The sequence below is a fragment of the Streptomyces sp. NBC_01304 genome (assembly GCF_035975855.1).
GTDB lineage: Bacteria > Actinomycetota > Actinomycetes > Streptomycetales > Streptomycetaceae > Streptomyces.
On record NZ_CP109055.1, the window covers coordinates 7,962,517 to 7,979,189 of the forward strand.

Genomic DNA, 16,673 nt, shown 5'->3' on the forward strand with positions numbered 1-16,673 from the left:
GCCGCTCACAGGCTCAGCTCGGGGTGCAGCCGGTCCAGGGTCCACACCTGCTTGCGCCGGGCGGATACCGCGGTGAGCGCGAGTGCCCCCAGGGTGAAGGCCGCGAGGACCGCGCAGGCCTGCCAGACGGGCCCGAGACCGCCGCCGCTGATGAGCCGGCGCAGTGCCTCGACGATGTAACTCATCGGCAGGAAGGGGTGGATGGCCTCGAAGAACCCGGGGCTCGTCTGCACCGGATACGTGCCGCCCGCGGACGTCAGCTGCAGCATCAGGAACGCCAGGACCAGGATGCGGCCCGCGGCCCCGAAGCGGGCGTTCAGCCACTGCACGATCGCCGCGAAACAACCGGTGACCAGGAGCAGGAAGGCGACCGTCCCGGCCGCGTGCGCCATCTGCAGGCCGAGCCCCCAGTGCAGCACCGACATCAGGGCGGCGGTCTGCAGCGCCCCGAGCGCCGCCACCGGCAGCCAGCCCGCGAGCGCGATCCGCCAGGCCGAGGCACCAGCGGCGAGGGCCCGCCGGTTGAGGGGCTGGATCAGCATGTACGCGACCATCGCGCCGACCCAGAGGGACAGCGGGATGAAGTACGGGGCGAAGCCGGTGCCGTAATTGGGCGCCTTGTGCAGCGACTTGGCGGCGAGCTGGACCGGGTCGGCCATCACGTCGGTGCGCTGATCGCGATCCTCCTTGTTGTAATCGGGGATCTTGTCGACACCGTCGTGCAGGCCGCCGGCCAGCTTGACCGAGCCGTCGGCGATCTTGAACATCCCGCCGTCGAGTTCGTTCGCGCCGTCCTTGAGCCGGCCGACGCCCGAGTCGAGTTCCGAGGAGCCGCCCTTGGCGGTCGTCAGCCCGGTGTGCAGCTGGTCCGCGCCCTTGGCGACCTGGTGGGCGCCCTTGTTGAGCTTGTTGATCTTGGCGACGGCGGCGTCCAGGTCCTCGCTCAGGTGCGGCGCTTGCTTGGCCAGCGCGTCGGCCTGCTTCTGCAGCTTCGCGAGGTGACCGTCGAGTTTGGCGACGTCCCCGTCGTAGTCCTTGATCACCTCATTGAGGTCATCGGCGATCTTGGACACGTCGGCCGCCGCGTCCTTCGCCTTCTTCAACTGGGGGCAGTGCCGGTCGGGCAGCGGGGATTCCTCGCAGCGCGCCGTGTACACGGTGTTCAGGGTGTCCGAGGCCGTACGCGCCCCGGAGGCCGCGACCGGCGCCCGCTCGACCAGCGTGCCGAGGTGATCGCGGATCACCGAGGTCGAGTCGGAGACCAGCCGCGCGGTGTCGCCGATCGCCTGCTCGTTGTCCTTCAGGAACGGACGGACCTTGCCCGCGGCTCCGTTGACCTTGTCGGCGAGCGTCTGGGTGCCATCGGCGACCTGCCCGGCGCCCTTCTCGAGGTCACCGGCGCCCTTGTCCAGCTTCTTCATGCCGCCCGCGAGGTCCCCGCTGCCCTTCTTGGCGCTCTTCAGGCCGTCGGCGAGGTCCTTGGAGCCCTTCTTGGCCTTGCCGACCCCGTCCTTGAGCTTGTCGGCGCCATCGGCGGCTTCCTGGGTCTTGCCGTGGATGTCCGAGAAGGAGATGAAGATCTTGTCGTAGAAGCCTCGCGACGCCTTCGTGGACGCGGCGGACCGCACCTCCGAGAACACCGTCCGCGAGATCTGCCCCACGATGTAGTTGTTCGCGTCGTTCGTACGCACCTGAAGTGCGCTCGTCTCGGGGGAGTCGCCCGAACTGGACGCGATGCGCTTGCTGAAGTCGGACGGCATCGTCAGCGACAGGTAGTACGTGCCGTCCTCGACGCCCTTGCGCGCGTCCTCGGCGCTCACCTCGTGCCACTGGAAGGTGCGGCTGTCCCGCAGCCCCTGGGCGATGCTGTCGCCCGCCGCGATCTTCTTGCCGGACGCCTGGGCGCCCTTGTCGTCATTGACCAGCGCGACGGGGATCTTGTCGAGACGGCCGTACGGATCCCAGAACGACCACAGGTACAGGGCCCCGTAGAGCAGCGGCAGCAGGAGGAGCGCGACGAGGGCGGCCCGCGGGAGCTTGCCCCTGCCGAACCGCTTCAGCTCAAGCGCGGCCAGTTTCGGCGAGCGCATTCGCCGCCCCCTTCTTGTCGTTGTTCTCGCTGTCGTCGTTCCGGGACTTGGTGGACACCACGACCGACCCCGAGGGCGCATCCGTGCACACCGCGATCACCGTGGTGCCGCTCGCGGCGACCGACCTGAGCAGCGCCCAGGCCTCGGCCCGTTCCGCGTCCGAGAGCTTGAGGTCCACGTCGTCCACGCCGAGCAGACGCGGCTCCCCGATCAACGCGAGCGCCACCGAGAGGCGCAGCGCCTCGAGCCGCTCCAGATCCCGTACCGCCGTGCGTCGCCCCTTCGGGAGGTCACCCGTGTCGAGCCCGGCGGCCCGCAGTGCCGCGTCGATCCGCTCCTTGGCCGCCGCCACCCGCTCGGCCCGGGGCCGCAGCAGTGCGCGCAGGGAACCCCCGAACCGCCGCTGCAGCAGGGCGCGTTCATGTAGGTGCTCCCCGACGGTCAGCGCCGGATCGAGGTCGGTCACGCCCGACACCGGGCCGAGCGCGCTGATCCTGCGTACGGCGGCCAACTGCTTGGGCAGCCGGAGCCGGCCGATGCTCGCGTGGCCCTCGGTGGCGCGCATCCGGCCGGTGAGCGCGAGCAGCAGACAGGTGCGCCCCGATCCGGACGGGCCCTCGACGGCGATCAGCGCACCGGCCTCGGCGTTGATGCCGACGCCCCGGAACGCCCAGCCGCGCGGCCCCTTGAGCCCGAAGCCTTCGGCCGTGACGGATGTGCCCACAGCCCGACCCCCCTCTTCCCTTTTGAACTGACTGGTCAGTTCAAAAGTATGCCGTGCCCCTCGACGGCCGCTACAGGCGCCCCCTCAACTCCCTTCGCCCGCAACCCACTCGCGACGCCCGTGCGCCTGATCCGAACCCCTGATCGAAGCGAAAGTGCAGGTCAGGGCCGATTGTCAGTGGCGTACTTCACGATGGGTGTCATACGGCCACTGCGCCGTCACACGACGACAGGAGGTTCGTCATGGCCAGTTCGTCCGCAGCAGCCGCACGTCGGCACCGCGCCACCGGCCCTGCCCCCTCACTGACCGGCCCGGCGAGCGACATCCACCCGGTCCTGCGCCGGGCCACGGCCCCGCCGGCCGCCCTCGACCTGCTCGCCCAGGCCCGCGCGGGCCTGGACGAGGCGGCGGTCCTCGAGACGCCGAACGAGCGGTATGCCGCCGCCCACCTCGCCGCCCTGCGCACCGCCGCGGCGGTGCTCGCCGCCCGCGGCCGCCCGGAGACCAGCGAGCGCAGGCGCCAGCGCATCCGGAGCGCCTGGGAAGTGCTCCCCGAGATAGCGCCCGAACTGACCGAGTGGAGCGCCCTGTTCGCCTCGGGAGCCCGCCGCAGGGCCCGGGCCGAAGCCGGCATCCAGGGCGCCGCGACCACCCGGGACGCCGACGATCTGGTGCGGGACGTGGCGATGTTCCTGCGCCTGGTCGAGCGGATGCTGGTCCTGCAGCCGGTCCTGCCGCAGCCACGGCCGGGACAGGTGTGATCGAGCCGGAAGTGAAGGATGGCTGAGCACCGTCCAGCGCCCATTAGGGTGGGAACGGCCGCACTTTCCGCCTTGCCCGAGGAGTCAACTGCCGTGTCGGACCCGATGCGCCCCCGCGCTTCTCTCCGGACCGCCGTGGTCTGGGAGGTCCTCAAGGACGCCCTGGACCGTCAGGTCAAGGCGACGGGGCAGGAGTCAGGCTCCCTCGACGTACTCGACACGGGCGGCGGCAGCGGCAACTTCGCCGTGCCCGTCGCCCGTCTCGGCCACCGCGTCACCGTCGTCGACCCGAGCCCGAACGCGCTGTTCGCTCTCGAGCGCCGCGCCGCCGAGGCCGGGGTCGCCGACCGGGTGCGAGGCGTCCAGGGCGATGCCCACGGCCTGTTCGACGTGGTCGAGCGCGGTGCGTACGACGTGGTGCTCTGCCACGGCGTCCTCGAGTACGTGGACGACCCGGCCGACGGCGTACGCAACGTCGTCGACGCGCTGCGCGAAGCCGGCACCCTCAGCCTGCTCGCCGCGGGTCTCGGCGGCGCGGTGCTCGCCAGGGCCCTGGCCGGCCACTTCACCGAGGCCCGGCAGGCGCTCAGTGACCCGGACGGCCGCTGGGGCGAGAGTGACCCGGTGCCGCACCGCTTCACCGCCGAGCAACTGACCGAGCTGGTCACGGCCCGTGGCCTGCGGATCGCCGCCATACACGGCGTGCGCGTCTTCGCCGACCTGGTCCCCGGCGTCCTCGTGGACACCGAGCCGGGCGCCCTGGACGCACTCATCAAGCTCGAGGCCGCGGCCGCCGAACTGCCCGCGTTCCACTCCGTCGCCACCCAGCTGCACGTACTGGGCGAGAAGTTCGGCGAAGTTCAGCGATAAGTACGAGACGGGGGGATCCGGAAGCCCCGGATCCTGTGTGGTCCCCCTGATCAGGCCCGCAGCCGCAGATGGAGTACGCCACAGGCCCCCCGATCAGCCGCCACTCCCCGTATGATCGAGGGGCACCGTCCGGCATGACGGATCGGCGACTGGGGAATGCACGCCTCAGCACTCCGGACCTCCATGGCGGCTCGGAATGGCGAATTGGCGTAGAGGGGCGGGTTTCACGGGGGCGATTCCCTGCCTATCCTGAAGGGGACCCCCGGTCGCCCCGGCGACTGCACGATGAGGAGGACTCCGTGCCGCTCTCGGAGCACGAGCAGCGAATGCTCGAGCAGATGGAGCGAGCGCTGTACGCCGAAGATCCCAAGTTCGCGACAGCGCTTGAGGGAAGCGGGCTGCGTACGTACACCCGGAAGCGGGTCTACCAAGCGGTCGCGGGCTTTCTGGTGGGTATCACGCTCCTCATGGCAGGAATGATCGCCGACGGCGGTAAGCAGTGGTGGATCAGCGTCGTGGGATTCCTCGTCATGCTGGGCTGCGCCGTGCTTGCGGTCACCGGCTGGCGCAAGTCCCCGAAGCCGGGCGAGCAGGCCCCGGGTGCTGCGGCGCCCGGCACCACTCAGACCCGTCGCCAGGGCCGGCAGCGCCGCTCGATGATGGACCGGATCGAGCAGCGCTGGCAGCGCCGCCGGGACGAGCAAGGCCAGTAGCACCAGGGCCGAGCACCAAAGTCGAGACAGATCCGGTACAGCCCGGGTAGAACCAGGCTGACCGGCGCTCACACGCCACGACAGCCGGCACGCACACGCGATGGCCGGCCGACCGGCGCTCACACTCCAAGCACATGGGTGAGGGGCGAACACCGCAAGGTGTTCGCCCCTCACCCATGTGCTGTCCCGCTCGGCCCCCGCGGGGGCCGAGCGGGGGGATCAGCCTTCCTGCTTGCCGGGCCGCCGCACCATCCCCGCCAGCCGGTCACCGAGACCGCCGGTCAGCTCCGCCCACCGGGCCGAGCAGGCCCACGCCACCCGGACAGCCGAACGAGGCAGCAGCGACGCCCTCAGCCGTCCGCCACCGTTCAAGTCGGCCCGCAGTCCGGCCCGCACCCGCCGGGCATCCTCGGCCAGTCCGGACGTGGGACGCGGCTCGGGCGCGTACAGCACCTGCTCGACCGCCGCCGCCACCCGATGCACGGCCTCCGCCGAGGCCGGGTCAAGGCGGCCGATCCGCACGATCCGCGCGGCCGACTTCCGGGGCGTCAGCGACTCGTCCGGCAGGATGCCGTGGTCCCACGCCGTATCGGTCACCTCGAGCCAGGCCGCAAGGGTCCGCCCGGACACCTCATCCGGCGTACGACCGCCCGAGCCGAGGCGCACCGCCCGTACCCGCGTGCGCCACAACAGCGGCAGCAGCGGCACGAGGAGCAGCACCAGACCGCCCAGCGTCGCCGCCGTGATCGTGCCCCACGGCAACCCGTCGTCGCCGCCACCCGCCCCCGCGTTCGGGTCGGCGGCAGCCGGGCAGCCGTCGAGCTTCCGCTGCTGCGGGCTGCAGCTCTGCGAAGGCTGCGCCGAGGGCTCACCGGACGGCGCGGCCGACTCCGAGGGCTGCGGCCGGACGACGCCGTCGCTCGGGTTGTCGGTGGGGGTGTCCACCGCCGTGTAGTCGGGCAGGTTGCCACGGCCGGGCGTCGGCTCGAAGCGGGTCCAGCCCACGCCCTCGAAGTACAGCTCCGGCCAGGCGTGCGCATCCCGCAGCCCCACCGACATGCTGCCGTCCGACTGCGACGTGCCGGGCGTGAAGCCCACCGCGACGCGGGCCGGAATGCCCAAGGTCCTGGCCATCGCCGCCATGGAGAACGAGAAGTGGACGCAGAAGCCCTCCTTCTGCTTGAGGAAGCTGCTGATCGCCGCCGAACCGCTGCCCGCGTCCACGTCGGTCTTGTAGGTGAAGCCACCCGTGTTGGTGAACCACTCCTGGAGTTTCATCGCGCGCTCGTAGTCGTTCGACGCGCCCTCGGTCACGTTCTGGGCTGCCGTGTACACGTCGCGCGGCAGAGAGTCGGGGACCTGGGTGAACTCCTTGGCGATCGCGGAGCGCGCGGGCGGGGCCGCCGCCAGCTGCTCCGCGGTCGGCTGCACGAGCAGGCTCTCGACCTCGTACGTCTTGCCCTTCGTGGTCTCCCCGCGGTCACCCACGAGGGCCCGCCCGATCGGCTCGAACCGCCAGCGCCCGTCGATGGCGACCCGGGTTGCCGGATAGGGCATGGGCAGCCAGTCCTGGGCGTACTGGTCGTCCGCGGTGATCCGGCTCTTGACCTCGGCCCTGCGCACCTGGGGGCTGAGGCCCACCGGGTCCGGGAACGGCGACGGCACACCCTCGATGCGTCGTTCGGCCGGCTTCCAGGACGTGCCGTCGAACTGGTCGAGCGAGACGATCCGCAGATAAAGGTCCTGCGTGTCCTTGGAGTTGGTGCGGTACGAGAGCACCTCGCGGTCCTCCGGCTGGGTCAGGCTGTTCTGCAGCGAGACCAGCGGGTTGACCGCCGAGATGGTGCCGCCGCCCGGGCCCGTGCCGGAGCCGTTCCCGGTGCTGTCGAGCAGGCCGCCGTCCATGGCGGGCAGCAGGGCGGGCACCGCGAGCGCGATGCCGAGGGCCACGACGCCGATGCGCCGGCCCGTGCGGACCGGTGCGATCGCCGACCCGCTCGGCGTCTCCATCGACGCGGCCACCGCGCTCGGTTTGCGCGGGGCTCCGCCGAAGACCCGCCCCCACTGCGAGAGCCGGTCCCGGCCCTCGGCGAGGAGCAGCAGCAGATAGCCCGCCGCGGCGAGCACGAACCACAGCCAGCCCGCCCCGCCGTCGGAAAGCCCCGCGGCCACCGAGTACAGCGCGAGCAGCGGCAGCCCCGCCGGGGCCGCGGTCCGGAACGTCACCGCGAGGGCGTCCACCGCGAGCCCGATCACCAGGACCCCCCCGACCAGCATCAACCGGATGCCGTCCACGAGCGGCGCCGGAATCGCATACCGGCTCACATCGTCGGTCCCGGCCTGCAACAGCGTGCCGAACCGCTCGATGACGTCCGGCGTGGGCACCAGGCCGGCGATCGCCTGCTCGCGCGCGAACACCAGCGTGAGCAGCAGCAACGTGACCACGGCCTGCACGACCACGGTCAGCGGCCGGGCCAGCGGCACCCGCCGGGCGGCCGCCCCGACCCCGGTCTGGATCGCGAGCAGAAACGCGGCCTGCAGGATCCAGGTGCCCTTGTCGACCAGCGGCAGCATCGCGCACGCCGCCAGCATCGTGGCGACCATCGCGCACAGCGCGAGGCGCGCGCGACCGCTCATGTCCATCCCCCTGTTGTCGTTCCGCCCACCGGTGCGGGACCGGCACTCGTGCGCTGCCGGTCGGCCAGCTGCCACAGCTCGGGCAGCGTGTCCCCCGGCTGCACCCCGACGGCGGTCCAGCCCGCCTCGCGCAGCAGCCGCAACCGCTCCTCGAGCCGGGCCGAGGTACCGAGGGCGCCGCCCCACGCATCGCTGTCGAGCACGAAGGCGACGGCCGCCCCGCTGCGCTGCCGCATCCGCGCGACCACGGCCGCCTGCTCCTCGTCCAGATCGCCCAGGAAGGCGATCAACAGCCCCTCGTTCCCGCTGCGCAGCAGGTCGTACGCAGGTGAAAGGCCGGGCCCGCCGTCCGAGTGGTCGATCACCGCGAGGGTGTCCATCATCAGCCCCGCCGCGTCCGCCGACTCCTGGCTGGCGCCCGCGAAACCGTCGGAGCCCTCACCCGGCACGGAGTTGCCCGTGTCGGTCAACAGCCGTACCGAATAACCCCGTTCGAGCATGTGCACCAGCGCGGAGGCGGTCCCCGAGACGGCCCACTCGAAGCCCGAGTCCGGTCCTGCGCCCTGATGGGCGGCCCGCCGGGTGTCGAGCAACACCGTGCAGCGGGCGCGCTGCGGCTGCTCCTCGCGGCGCACCATCAGCTCGCCGTACCGCGCGGTGGAGCGCCAGTGCACCCGGCGCAGATCGTCGCCGTGCCGGTAGCCGCGCGGGATCACATCGTCCTCGCCGGCCAGGGCGAGCGAACGCTGCCGTCCGTCGCCGTACCCGAGGGACTCGCCGGACAGCCGCACCGCGGGCAGCGGCGTCACGCGCGGGATGACCGTCAGGGTGTCGTACGCGCTGAAGGACCGGGTCAGTTCGCACATGCCGAACGGATCGGTCAGGCGCAGCTGGAGAGGCCCCAGTGGATAGCGTCCGCGCAGGTCGGAACGTACGCGATAGGACACCTCGCGACGCCCGCCCGCCTCCACCCGGTCGAGCACGAAGCGCGGCCGGGGACCGAGCACGTACGGCACCCGGTCCTGCAGCATCAGCAGCCCCGTGTGCAGCCGCGAGACGTTGTCGATCCGCAGATGGACCCGGGACTCGGAACCCGCGGGCACCCGGCCGGGCGCAAGCCGGCGACTGCCGGCCACCCGGTACCGGGTGCGGTAGAGCACCAGGGCGCAGACCAGCGGAAGGACCGCGAGCAGCAGCCCCACCCGGAGCAGATCGCTCTGGCCCAGGACGTACGCACACACGGCGGCCGCGACCCCGGCCGCGAGGAACGAGCGTCCGCGCGTGGTCAGCCCCGAAAGCGCCGTGCGCAGACCGCCCTTCGCACCCTCACCGTCCGCCGTGGCGGGTCGGTGCGGCGGCCCCCCGGCCGTCATCACAGACCTCGCGGGCCGGGCGGCTGGTGGTTGTACGACGGAGCCGCGGGCCGGCCCGTGCCGTAGGCGCCGCCGGGGGCCTGGGTGGCCGGCACCGGGGTGCGCTGCAGGATTTCCAGGACGACCTGCTCGGCCGTACGCCGGTTCAACTGCGCCTGCGCGGTGGGCAGCAGCCGGTGCGCGAGGACGGCGACGGCGAGTGCCTGGATGTCGTCCGGCAGCGCGTACTCGCGCCCGCTCAGGGCCGCCGAGGCCTTGGCCGCACGCAGCAGGTGCAGCGTCGCGCGCGGGGATGCGCCGAGCCGCAGGTCGGGGTGGTTACGGGTGGCCGAGACGAGCTCCACCGCATAGCGGCGCACCGCGTCGGAGACGTGCACCGAGCGCACCGCGTCGATCAGCTTCACGATCTCGTGCGCGTGCGCCACCGGCTGCAGGTCGTCCAGCGGCGAGACCCCGCCGTGCACATCGAGCATCTGCAACTCGGCCTCCGCGCTGGGGTAGCCGATCGAGACACGCGCCATGAAACGGTCGCGCTGTGCCTCCGGCAGCGGGTAGGTGCCCTCCATCTCGACCGGGTTCTGGGTCGCCACCACCATGAAGGGATTGGGCAGTTCGTACGTCTGCCCGTCGATGGTGACCTGGCGCTCCTCCATCGACTCGAGCAGCGCCGACTGGGTCTTCGGCGAGGCTCTGTTGATCTCGTCGCCGATCACGATCTGCGCGAAGATCGCGCCCGGCTTGAACTCGAAGTCCCGGCGCTGCTGGTCGAAAATGGACACACCGGTGATGTCCGACGGCAGCAGGTCCGGCGTGAACTGAATACGCCGCACCGAGCAGTCGATGGACCGTGCCAGCGCCTTGGCCAGCATGGTCTTGCCGACGCCCGGCACGTCCTCGATCAGCAGATGTCCCTCGGCGAGGAGCACCGTCAGCGAAAGCCGTACGACCTCCGGCTTGCCCTCGATCACACCCTCCACCGACCTGCGCACTCGCTCCACAGTGGTGGTCAGATCAGTGAGGCTCGCTCGATCTTCATAGGTCGTCACCCGGCCCTCCTCGGCCCTTTCCATCCAGGCCGACGCCATCCGTTCGACCCGGCCCACCCCGAAACACGGACACCACCGCCGAATGGTTCCGACGGGATGTCCCACCCGCATTCTTGTTGCCGCCACCGCGTTGTGTCACTCGCCTGTGGATAACTGGCGGCGATATGTCGGGTCTTAGGGGGTTTTCCGGGTGCTGGGCGGGTTGCTAGGCGGGATCGATCTCATGCAGCAGACCGGTCTTCACATCGAAGACGAAGCCGCGTACGTCGTCCCGGTTCAGCAGGAACGGCGAGGTCCGCACGCGCTGCATGGACTGCCGTACGTCCTGGTCGACGTCCCGGAAGGCCTCGACGGCCCAGGCCGGCCGCTGACCGACCTCGTCCTCCAGCTCGTGCCGGAAGTCCTCGGTCAGGGTGAGCAGACCGCAGCCGGTGTGGTGGATGAGCACGACGCTGCGGGTGCCGAGCGCGCGCTGGCTGATGGTCAGGGAGCGGATCACGTCGTCGGTGACCACGCCGCCCGCGTTGCGGATGGTGTGGCAGTCGCCCAGTTCCAGGCCGAGCGCGTCGTGCAGGTCGAGGCGCGCGTCCATGCACGCGACGACGGCGACCTTCAGTACGGGGCGGGCATCCATGCCGGGGTCGGAGAAGCCGGCGGCGTACCGATGGTTCGCGTCTACGAGGCGATCCGTGACGGTGCCACCGGTGGATATGGCGCCGGCGGGGTCCGTGGGCTCCGTGGGCAGCGAAGCGGAAGTCGTCATGACTCCGACGGTAGTGCGCACACAGGCCCACAGCCTGCTGTGAGAGCGGACAAAGAACGTCAACAAGCGTTGTTGTGAGGTAACGCACAGGCCTGGTTCGGACTCGTCCGGTCGGGTGAACCGGCGCTCGCGCGACGCGCGCTTCCGATCGACGGCCGGACGTTGACCGGGGGACAGCGTGGACTAAAGTGACGCGAAATCCCGGAGATTCTCAGCGGATCTCCGCCACGTGCGCGAGGCGTACGTACGGCTCGGCCTCCTCCCGCTCCCGGTCGGCTGACGCCACTTTCCCGGCGCCGGCAGGCCTCCCCTTCGAGCGGGCGGGGACCCGGCCGTCGCGTACGCGCCCGCGCCGGACCTGAGAGGGTGCATTGAGCGAGACCCGACACGTTCCGGTGATGCTCCACCGGTGCCTGGACCTGCTGGCCCCGGCACTCGCGAAGCCCGGAGCGGTGGTCGTCGACTGCACCCTCGGCCTCGGCGGACACAGCGAGGCCCTGCTCTCCCGCTTCCCCGAGGCCCGCCTCGTCGCCCTCGACCGCGACAAGGAAGCGCTCCGTCTGTCCGGCGAGCGCCTCGCGCCCTTCGGCGAGCGGGCCACCCTGGTGCACGCGGTCTACGACGAACTCCCCGACGTACTGGACCGCCTCGGCATCCCGAGCGTCCAGGGCATCCTCTTCGACCTCGGCGTCTCCTCGATGCAACTCGACGAGGCGGACCGGGGGTTCGCCTACGCGCAGGACGCGCCGCTGGACATGCGCATGGACCAGACGACCGGGATGAGCGCCGCCGAGGTGCTCAACACCTATCCGCCGGGCGAACTGGTGCGGATCCTGCGGGCGTACGGCGAGGAGAAGCAGGCCAAGCGGATCGTCTCGGCCGTCGTGCGCGAGCGCGACAAGGAGCCGTTCAGCAACAGCGCCCGGCTCGTCGAGCTCATCCGTGACGCGCTGCCGCAGGCGGCCAAGCGCACCGGCGGCAACCCGGCCAAGCGCACCTTCCAGGCCCTGCGCATCGAGGTGAACGGCGAACTCACCGTCCTGGAGCGGGCGATCCCCGCAGCCGTGAAGTCCCTCGCGGTCGGCGGCCGGATCGCCGTCCTGTCGTACCACTCGCTCGAGGACCGCCTGGTCAAGCAGGTCTTCGCGGCCGGCGCGGCCACCACCGCGCCGCCCGGACTGCCGGTCGTGCCCGAGCGCTACCAGCCGCGCCTGACCTTGCTCACCCGCGGCGCCGAACTCCCCACCGAGGAGGAGGTCGCCGAGAACCGCAGGGCGGCCCCGGCCCGGTTGCGCGGGGCGCAGCGCATCAGGGAGGCCCTCGTGTGAGCGAGACACACAGCGTGAGCCGAGGACGTACGGGCCGCGTGAGCCGAGGACGTACAAGCCGGAAGTGCACTGCGTGAGCCAGGAGGACAGCGCGTGAGCCTGCGCCGGGAGGAGAACTCGTGAGCGGCAACCCGCCGATGCGGGGGAGAGCGGCGCGGCTCGCGCGGCTGTTCCCGGCCGGGCCCGCGACTGCCGCGCGGACGCCCTTCGTGCTCCTGGTCGTGCTGCTGCTCGGCGGCGGCCTGATCGCGCTGCTCGTGCTGAACTCCGCCCTGAACGAGGGGTCGTTCCGGCTCAGCAAGCTCAAGAAGGAGACCACCGAACTCACCGACACCCAGCAGGAGCTGGAGCGTGAGGTCGACGGCTACTCCGCGCCCGACGCCCTCGAGCGCCGGGCCCGCGAGCTCGGCATGGTGCCCGGCGGCAGCCCGGCCTTCCTGAACCCCGACGGCACGGTCCGTGGAGCGCCGGGCGCGGCCCAGGCCGACCCCTCCGCGATGCGTACGCCCTCGGCCCCCGCTGCGGCTCCGATCGCGTCGGCCCCGCCCGCCTCGGCGAAGCCGCTCACCAAGGCGTCGGCCCCCGCTTCAGCACTCGACTCCACACCCGCCTCGGCCACCCCGCAGGCAGCCCGGACCCCGCTCGCCCCGCAACCGGTGCGCCCCTCGCCGAAGCCGGCGTCGGCGCCCGCCCCCTCGACCCCCGCGAGGTGACGCCGTGACCGACAGGCAACCGCCGCGCCGCCGCGTGCCCGGCCCCGCGAAGCCCGAGCGCTCCGCCCGCCCCGGCGCCCCGCGCAGGCCCGGCTCCGGCCCCTCCGGGCGGCCCGCCGCCAAGCGTCCGCGGCCCGCGGGCCCGGCGCGCACCATCCGCCTCGGCTCCCCGCGCCCGCGGCTACGCCTGGTGAGTCTGGGCCTGACCCTGGTGATGCTGGCCTTCGTCGTACGGCTGCTGCAGGTGCAGGCCGTCGATGCGAGTACGTACGCCGCCAAGGCCGAGAAGAACCGCTACTTCAGCCACACCCTGACCGCAGAGCGGGGCGGGATCACCGACCGCAACGGCTCCGAGCTGGCGATCAGCGTCGACGCGTACGACATCACGGCCGACCCGTCGATGTTCACGGCGAAGGAGAGCAAGACCAAGGACGCGCCCGAACAGGCGGCGGCCCTGCTCGCCCCCATCGTCGACCAGGACGCGGCGGAGCTCGCCAAGAAGCTGAAGAAGCCGGACAGCCGCTATGCGCTCCTCGCCCGCCGGCAGACGCCGCAGGTCTGGAAGGAGATCAAGGACCTCAAGGCCACGCTCGGCGAGAAGGCCAACAAGACCGGCGGCGCCAACGTCCTCGCCGGGATCTTCCAGGAGCCCAGCAGTAAGCGGATCTACCCGAACGCCGATCTGGCCGCCGGGATACTGGGCTGGGTCAACGCCGACGGCAAGGGCGGCGGCGGAATCGAGTACCAGTTCAACAAGGATCTCGCCGGCAAGGACGGCAAGATCACCTACGCCCAGTCCGGCGGCCGCAGGGTGCCCACGGCAGGTGGCCGGGAGAACCCCGCGACGCCCGGCTCCGACATCGAGCTCACCATCGACCGTGACATCCAGTGGGTCGCCCAGAAGGCCATGACCGCGCAGGTCCAGAAGTCCAAGGCGGACCGCGGCTACGTGGTCGTCCAGGACACGAAGACCGGCGAGATCCTCGCCCTCGCGGGCGCCCCGGGCTTCGACCCCAACGACCTGTCGCAGGCCGACCCCGCGGCCCTGGGCAACCCCGCGCTGCACGACGCGTACGAGCCCGGCTCCACCAGCAAGATCGTCCCGATGGCCGCGGTCCTCGAGGAGAAGGCCGCCACGCCGGACACCCATGTGACGGTGCCCAACCGGCTGCACCGCGGCGACCGGCTCTTCAAGGACGACATCGACCACCGCACCTGGTACCTCACGCTCAGCGGCGTACTCGCGAAGTCCAGCAACATCGGGACGATCCTCGCCACCCAGCAGCTGGGCAAGACGCAGGCGGAGGCCAATCAGGTCCTCTACTCGTACATGCGCAAGTTCGGCCTCGGCAGTCCCACCGGCCTCGACTTCCCCGGCGACAACGACGGCATCCTGCACAAGCCCGAGACCTGGTCGACATCGACGCAGTACACGGTGCCTTTCGGCCAGGGATATTCGCTGAACGCGGTGCAGGCCGTGTCCCTCTATTCGACGATCGCCAACGGCGGCGTACGCGTGGAGCCCAGTCTCGTACGCGGCACCAAGGGCCCCGACGGACGCTTCACCCCGACGCCCGCGCCGAAGAAGAGCAGGGTCGTCAGCGAGGAGACGGCCAAGTCGGTCTCCGAGATGCTGCAGTCGGTCGTGGACGACCCCGAGGGCACCGGCAACAAGGCGCAGATCGAGGGCTACCGGGTCGCGGGCAAGACCGGCACGGCCAACCGGGTGGACCCGAAGACCGGCCGCTACAAGGGCTACACCTCGTCCTTCGCCGGCTTCGCGCCCGCCGACAAGCCTCGTATCGCCGTCTACTGCGCGATCCAGAACCCGACCAAGGGCAACTACTTCGGCGGCCAGATCTGCGCCCCCATCTACAAGCAGGTCATGGAATTCGCCCTGAAGACCCTGCAGGTGGCCCCCACCGGCAGCAAGGCCCCCGGGCTGCCGGTCACCTTCGAACCGGAAGACTGAGCAGGTAAGGCAGTGACAATGAACATCCCCCCGCCCGGGAACCCCGGTACCGGATTTCGCAACACGCCGGGGTCGGCGGGTACGCTCACCGCCGTGCCACAAGCTGATCAGTCCCAAACCACCCAGAAGGGCGTTCCCGTGACCTATCCGGGACCGCCCCGGCCGGACCAGGTCGAGGCGACGCCGCTCGCGGCCCTCGCCGAGCAGCTGGGTGTCGACGCCCCAGGCAGCGCAGAGGTCACGGGGATCACCCATGACTCCCGCGCGGTACGCCCCGGCGACGTCTACGCCGCCCTGCCCGGAGCCCGGCTGCACGGCGCCGACTTCGCCGCGCAGGCAGCCGACCTCGGTGCCGCCGCGATCCTCACCGACCCGGCCGGCCGCGACCGGGCCAACGCGACGGGCCTGCCGGTCCTCGTGGTGGGCGACCCGCGCGGCCGCATGGGCGAACTCGCGGCACGTATCTACGGGCGGCCGGGCCGGGCCCTGCTGCAGATCGGCATCACCGGCACGTCCGGCAAGACCACCACGGCGTACCTCGTCGAGGGCGGGCTGCAGGCCGCCGGACGCAAGACCGGTCTGATCGGCACCGTGGAGATGCGCATCGGCGACGAGCGCATCAAGTCGGAGCGCACCACCCCCGAAGCCACCGACCTGCAGGCCCTGTTCGCGGTGATGCGCGAGCGCGGCGTCGAGTCGGTCGCCATGGAGGTCTCCAGCCACGCCCTGGTGCTCGGGCGGGTGGACGGCTGCGTCTTCGACATCGCCGTCTTCAACAACCTCAGCCCGGAGCACATGGAGTTCCACTCCGACATGGAGGACTACTTCCGGGCGAAGGCGCAGCTCTTCACGCCGGAGCGGTCGAAGCTCGGGGTCGTCAACTTCGACGACGAGTACGGCCGCCGCCTGGTGAAGGAGGCCACCGTGCCGGTGATCTCCTTCTCGGCCGAGGGCCACCCGGACGCCGACTGGCGCGCCTCGGACGTCGTGGTCGGCCCGATGGACTCCACCTTCACGGCGGTCGGTCCCAAGGGGGAGCGGATCTCCGCGAAGTCCCCGCTGGCCGGCCCCTTCAACGTCGCCAACACCCTCGCGGCGATCGTCGCCCTCGCCACCGCCGGCATCGACCCGCAGACCGCGGCCGACGGCATCGCGGCGGTCCCCGGCGTCCCGGGCCGCCTGGAGCGCATCGACGCGGGCCAGCCCTACCTGGCCGTCGTCGACTACGCCCACAAGACCGACGCCGTCGAATCGGTCCTGCGCGCCCTGCGCAAGGTCACCGAGGGCAAGCTGCACATCGTGCTCGGCTGCGGCGGCGACCGCGACACCACCAAGCGGGCCCCGATGGGCGCCGCGGCCGCCCGGCTCGCCGACACCGCCGTGCTCACCTCCGACAACCCGCGCTCCGAGGACCCCCTCGCGATCCTCGCCACGATGATCGCGGGCGCCGCCGAGGTGCCGGTCCACGAGCGCGGCGACGTCGTGCTCTTCGAGGACCGGGCCGCCGCCATCGCCTCGGTCGTCGCACGCGCCGAGCCCGGCGACACCGTGCTCGTCGCGGGCAAGGGCCACGAACAGGGACAGGACATCAACGGAGTGGTACGCCCCTTCGACGACCGTGCCGTGCTGCGGGCCGCCATCGAGCACAGCCGCCGCACCGCCACTGAGACCACCCAGGGATGA

At 71.5% G+C, this 16,673-nt stretch carries 13 protein-coding genes; 7 read left to right on the forward strand and 6 right to left on the reverse strand.

Translation table 11 applies throughout. The annotated features are described in order from the left end of the window. Positions 1 to 5 precede the first annotated feature (5 nt). Together OG430_RS35385 and OG430_RS35390 are read right to left on the reverse strand one after the other, a co-directional pair. Positions 6 to 2,090, reverse strand: a complete 2,085-nt coding sequence (locus OG430_RS35385) for a YhgE/Pip domain-containing protein (RefSeq protein WP_327356726.1) — start codon at positions 2,088 to 2,090, stop codon at positions 6 to 8. Continuing rightward, a complete protein-coding gene (locus tag OG430_RS35390; protein WP_327356727.1) occupies positions 2,062 to 2,814 on the reverse strand; it encodes an ATP-binding cassette domain-containing protein in 753 nt (250 codons plus the stop codon). The genes OG430_RS35385 and OG430_RS35390 overlap by 29 nt, the downstream gene beginning before the upstream one ends. A gap of 242 nt (positions 2,815 to 3,056) precedes the next feature. Here OG430_RS35390 and OG430_RS35395 point away from each other — a divergent pair, with 242 nt between their 5' ends. The 3 genes from OG430_RS35395 (at position 3,057) to OG430_RS35405 (ending at position 5,158) form a co-directional block, all read left to right on the forward strand. Further along, positions 3,057 to 3,575 (forward strand): SAV_6107 family HEPN domain-containing protein, encoded by a 519-nt coding sequence (locus tag OG430_RS35395; RefSeq protein WP_327356728.1) that lies wholly within the window; start codon positions 3,057 to 3,059, stop codon positions 3,573 to 3,575. Between the two features lie 93 nt (positions 3,576 to 3,668). After that, on the forward strand, positions 3,669 to 4,445 hold the full coding sequence (locus tag OG430_RS35400) for a methyltransferase (RefSeq protein WP_327356729.1): 777 nt from the start codon (positions 3,669 to 3,671) through the stop codon (positions 4,443 to 4,445). 299 nt (positions 4,446 to 4,744) lie between these two features. Continuing rightward, positions 4,745 to 5,158 carry a DUF3040 domain-containing protein gene (locus tag OG430_RS35405; protein WP_327356730.1) on the forward strand — a complete coding sequence of 138 codons (414 nt, stop codon included), beginning with the start codon at positions 4,745 to 4,747 and terminating at the stop codon, positions 5,156 to 5,158. Between the two features lie 219 nt (positions 5,159 to 5,377). Here the strand turns inward: OG430_RS35405 and OG430_RS35410 are convergent, their stop codons facing one another. The 4 genes from OG430_RS35410 to OG430_RS35425 form a co-directional block, all read right to left on the reverse strand. Further along, a complete protein-coding gene (locus OG430_RS35410; protein WP_327356731.1) occupies positions 5,378 to 7,795 on the reverse strand; it encodes a transglutaminase TgpA family protein in 2,418 nt (805 codons plus the stop codon). Continuing rightward, complete coding sequence (locus OG430_RS35415) at positions 7,792 to 9,168, reverse strand: DUF58 domain-containing protein (protein ID WP_327356732.1); 1,377 nt, start codon at positions 9,166 to 9,168, stop codon at positions 7,792 to 7,794. The genes OG430_RS35410 and OG430_RS35415 overlap by 4 nt, the downstream gene beginning before the upstream one ends. Beyond that, a complete protein-coding gene (locus tag OG430_RS35420) occupies positions 9,168 to 10,214 on the reverse strand; it encodes an AAA family ATPase (RefSeq protein ID WP_327356733.1) in 1,047 nt (348 codons plus the stop codon). The genes OG430_RS35415 and OG430_RS35420 overlap by 1 nt, the downstream gene beginning before the upstream one ends. A 205-nt stretch (positions 10,215 to 10,419) precedes the next feature. Beyond that, positions 10,420 to 10,977, reverse strand: a complete 558-nt coding sequence (locus tag OG430_RS35425; protein WP_327356734.1) for a beta-class carbonic anhydrase — start codon at positions 10,975 to 10,977, stop codon at positions 10,420 to 10,422. 371 nt (positions 10,978 to 11,348) lie between these two features. On the opposite strand from OG430_RS35425, the gene rsmH reads away from it, so the two are divergent. The 4 genes from rsmH (at position 11,349) to OG430_RS35445 (ending at position 16,673) form a co-directional block, all read left to right on the forward strand. Further along, positions 11,349 to 12,305, forward strand: a complete 957-nt coding sequence (gene rsmH, locus OG430_RS35430; RefSeq protein WP_327356735.1) for a 16S rRNA (cytosine(1402)-N(4))-methyltransferase RsmH — start codon at positions 11,349 to 11,351, stop codon at positions 12,303 to 12,305. Positions 12,306 to 12,442: 137 nt separating this feature from the next. Next, on the forward strand, positions 12,443 to 13,018 hold the full coding sequence (locus tag OG430_RS35435; protein ID WP_327359364.1) for an FtsB family cell division protein: 576 nt from the start codon (positions 12,443 to 12,445) through the stop codon (positions 13,016 to 13,018). Between the two features lie 4 nt (positions 13,019 to 13,022). Further along, complete coding sequence (locus OG430_RS35440; protein ID WP_327356736.1) at positions 13,023 to 14,990, forward strand: peptidoglycan D,D-transpeptidase FtsI family protein; 1,968 nt, start codon at positions 13,023 to 13,025, stop codon at positions 14,988 to 14,990. 18 nt (positions 14,991 to 15,008) lie between these two features. Beyond that, positions 15,009 to 16,673 (forward strand): UDP-N-acetylmuramoyl-L-alanyl-D-glutamate--2,6-diaminopimelate ligase, encoded by a 1,665-nt coding sequence (locus OG430_RS35445; RefSeq protein ID WP_327356737.1) that lies wholly within the window; start codon positions 15,009 to 15,011, stop codon positions 16,671 to 16,673.

Bases quoted from the DNA above. Each gene is read 5' to 3' on its own strand.
- OG430_RS35425 (WP_327356734.1), bottom strand. From the start codon at position 10,977: ATGACGACTTCCGCTTCGCTGCCCACGGAGCCCACGGACCCCGCCGGC.
- OG430_RS35445 (WP_327356737.1), top strand. From the start codon at position 15,009: ATGAACATCCCCCCGCCCGGGAACCCCGGTACCGGATTTCGCAACACG.
- OG430_RS35410 (WP_327356731.1), bottom strand. From the start codon at position 7,795: ATGAGCGGTCGCGCGCGCCTCGCGCTGTGCGCGATGGTCGCCACGATG.
- OG430_RS35435 (WP_327359364.1), top strand. From the start codon at position 12,443: ATGCGGGGGAGAGCGGCGCGGCTCGCGCGGCTGTTCCCGGCCGGGCCC.
- OG430_RS35385 (WP_327356726.1), bottom strand. From the start codon at position 2,090: ATGCGCTCGCCGAAACTGGCCGCGCTTGAGCTGAAGCGGTTCGGCAGG.
- OG430_RS35395 (WP_327356728.1), top strand. From the start codon at position 3,057: ATGGCCAGTTCGTCCGCAGCAGCCGCACGTCGGCACCGCGCCACCGGC.
- OG430_RS35415 (WP_327356732.1), bottom strand. From the start codon at position 9,168: ATGACGGCCGGGGGGCCGCCGCACCGACCCGCCACGGCGGACGGTGAG.